3 protein-coding genes are annotated in these 3482 nt (G+C 22.6%); 1 reads left to right on the plus strand and 2 read right to left on the minus strand.

What is annotated here, in order from left to right; all coding sequences use genetic code 11:
• Positions 1-418: 418 nt before the first annotated feature.
• A complete protein-coding gene (locus CLTHE_RS14960; RefSeq protein WP_080024105.1) occupies positions 419-1381 on the plus strand; it encodes a hypothetical protein in 963 nt (320 codons plus the stop codon).
• 126 nt (positions 1382-1507) lie between these two features.
• Here CLTHE_RS14960 and CLTHE_RS14965 read toward each other — a convergent pair whose 3' ends face one another.
• Together CLTHE_RS14965 and CLTHE_RS14970 are read right to left on the minus strand one after the other, a co-directional pair.
• On the minus strand, positions 1508-2068 hold the full coding sequence (locus tag CLTHE_RS14965; RefSeq protein ID WP_242945660.1) for a hypothetical protein: 561 nt from the start codon (positions 2066-2068) through the stop codon (positions 1508-1510).
• A 222-nt stretch (positions 2069-2290) separates the two neighbouring features.
• Positions 2291-3169 carry a DMT family transporter gene (locus CLTHE_RS14970; RefSeq protein WP_080024106.1) on the minus strand — a complete coding sequence of 293 codons (879 nt, stop codon included), beginning with the start codon at positions 3167-3169 and terminating at the stop codon, positions 2291-2293.
• Positions 3170-3482: the final 313 nt, after the last annotated feature.

Below are 3482 nucleotides of genomic sequence, written 5' to 3' on the forward strand. Positions count from 1 at the left end.
ATTTAATTATAGGAAAATTTATTGTTAATATCTAAATAGTATTTTAATATTTTACTTTAATTAAATGTATAATTATTAAGTGACTAACTATAAAATAGACTTTGGAAAAAGATAATTTTATATAAAAAAATAAAAAATCATATTATAAAATAGCTTATTTATAATATGATTTATCTGCATATATAATAAATAATCAAGACGTATTTTCTCAATTAGATATAATTTTATTAAAATTATGATAGCTTAATTATAATGATCAGTAAAACTTTAAATTATAAATTCTAATTATTAAAATTTATTCTATTCATTAATCACTCATTAATATATAGTATTTAATTTACTTTTAAATTTAATTTGTTTTCCTTTATTTCCAGTATTAAACTAATATTGATTATTTTTAATACAGAAAGGTGATTATATGAAAATTAAAAGCATTTTAATTCCTATTTTAGTAGGAATAATAATTTTATTATTAATAATTATGTCTTTGGTTATTTATAATAATAATTCTATCCAAAAGCCACTAACTAAAAATGTAACTTTAAGTGCGAATAAAAATACTTCTTCCCCTACTTCTCCTACATTAAATAATGTGGCTAATTCTAGTAACCAATTAAGTAATGTAGATAATTCTAATATTTCAAATAATAATGCAAACTCTCAATCAAATACGCAAAATTATAATACAAATAATAATTCTACTAATATGGCTCAAAGTACTGGTAATTTTTCAGATATAATTGATGGTAATACATATTTAACAGGAAATATTGAAGGTGATACTATAATTATTCCTTTAAATAACGCTACTATAGTAAATAAGCAACTAATCTTAAATGAATACTATGTAGATAGGTTAAATGAAAAATTCACATTAAAAGTAAGCTCTCTTGGAAATAATAATTTTATAATGTATGAATTTTTTAATGGAGTTAATACTGGTATTTTTAATTTAAAAAGTATAAATTCTCAATATAGTTCAACTTTAAGTGGAACTTTTTCAAAACCTGGGTCAAATAAAGTTATTGGAATACAATTATCAAGTAATCAATCTGCATCTAAATACCCATTTTTTAAAGGCTATATTAATGGTACTCAAGTAACTTTAATACCTTCTTCAAACCCATATGGATTATCAAATGAATTCTTAGAAAAATATGAAGGAGATAACAATATATTTAACTTAAGCTATATGGCTTCTGGACCAAATAACAATTTTCAATTCCCTTTAGTAGAATCTTTTGATGGTAGAACAACAGGTGAATATGAATTAAATTATATTGATAATTATACTGGATTAAGTGGATTTTATATTAAGGCTCCCGTAACAAAAAATTCTATAAAATATCCTATCACTTTAACAGGAAGTTATACTCCTTAAATTTATTTATAATAAAAACTCCTATTTATTGTAGGAGTTTTTATTATTTTTAATATATTATAAATTTACTCTGTTTTTAATTAAAATCATAAAGCTTAAATATATATTTAAGCTAATGCATTTGGACTAGGTAATTGAGGTCCTTTTCCTAATCTCGCAAAGAACCCAATCATCATTATCCCACATTTCAGTTGCTCTTCTCCCCTTTAAATAATCCCAAATAGAGTTACGTTCAATCTCTATAATCTCCCCATCAAAGCTTAAAGTTACCCAATTATAGCTTCCATTTTCATGACCAAATTTTATCCATTGAACAGGAAAATTTATAGTGTTTCCTTCTTTAATAAAAGATCTATTTTGATTCTCTATTCTTATAAAAGAAAGCCCTTTTGCATAACATTCATCTAATTCATTAAATATATCTATTGCTTTTTTCTTTGCTTCTTGGCTATTTAAAAGCTCTCCTTTATATAGACAAGATAAATTTTTTATACTTTCTATATTCCCATAAATATCAGTTATAACAATAATTCTTGGAGTATTAATTTCAAATCTTCCGCTTTCTTGAAATCTATATATTTTAACTTTTTCATTATTTCTAATTTCTTCTTTTTTATATACAATATTAAAATTTTTAGGTATTTTTATAAATTTCTTAATCTCATCAATAATTTTTATATCATTCACAGTTTATTTTCCTTTCAATCATTATAATTATTTATCATTAGTTATATTTACAGCTATTATATAAATTTATTTGAGCATTTCTATTTTTATTTTAGTATAAAAACATATTATATCACCTTAAAATCCTTGCCCAATATTTATATCAAATAAGGCACTATAAACATTATAGTGCCTTTTATATTCTTGGTTTAAAGTAGTTTTCATTAAAAATTTATGTATATATTAATGTTTTAGCTTACTTATTCTATATATTTTTCTATCATAGAAAAATACTATTAATCCACCTAAAATTATTAAAATATAACCTATATATTGCATTGGTTTTGGCAATGCTCCAAAGAATACAAATGAAATTATCATTGAAAATATCATTTCTGTATAACCAAATACTGATATTTCTTTTCCTGGTGCATATGTATAAGCTTTTGTAGCACACACTTCTGCTCCAGCTATACAAACTCCACTAAGCATTAATAAAATTAATTGATGAGTTGTAAGTGGAACATAATGAATAATCATAGAAGGAACAGTAAATATAAGTGATACCAAAGCTAGAAAGAAAACTATTGTTTCTGGCTTTTCTTTACTTCTTATTCCTCTTATTATTGTATAAGCCCCTCCTGATAAAGCTGCTGATATTATTGCGACTATTACAGGAATTAAGCTCATATGATGTTTTGCAGATGGTCTAATTATAAATAATACTCCTATAAAAGCTATTACAATAGCTGCAACTTGGATTACGTTTACCTTTTCCTTTAAGAATATAAAAGAAAAAATTATTATAAAAAAGATATTTAAATCTGCAAACATAGTTTCATTTGGAAGTATCATATGTTGAAGTGCATAAAACCCTGCTAAAATTCCTAAAGTCCCAAATGCTCCTCTTAAAACTAATTGAATTCTACTTCCTTTATGGCCTAAAAACGAAGATTTATTTTTAATAATTATAGCTATAGATACAACGAATAACATTATATTTCTATAGAAAACTTTTTCTCCTAATGGAATACCTTTAACTTCTTTTATGAAACCATTCATAGCCGCAAAAAAGAGAGCTGATAATATTATTAGAATAATTCCTTTAAATTTATTGTACAAGAAAAACTCCTCCTAAATATATTATTCGTCCCCCTTAATTTTCAATACATTTTATCATTTTATTTTTATATTATCAATGATTTTAAGATGTATATAGCTATATTTAATATTTTATTCTTTGTAATTTTTCATTATATTTTATTTTTTAAAATTAATACTCTTTTACGAGTATTTTATTTAAATGTAAGGTGAAAATAATATTTATTTTTCATAAATACCTATACGATTTTAACATATTTCTTATTCTTTTTCCTTATTTTTATCTAATTTTTAATTTAAATTTATTTAACTTTTCATCTACTAATTATTTAAA

The organism is Clostridium thermobutyricum DSM 4928 (assembly GCF_002050515.1).
Classification (GTDB): Bacteria; Bacillota; Clostridia; order Clostridiales; family Clostridiaceae; genus Clostridium; species Clostridium thermobutyricum.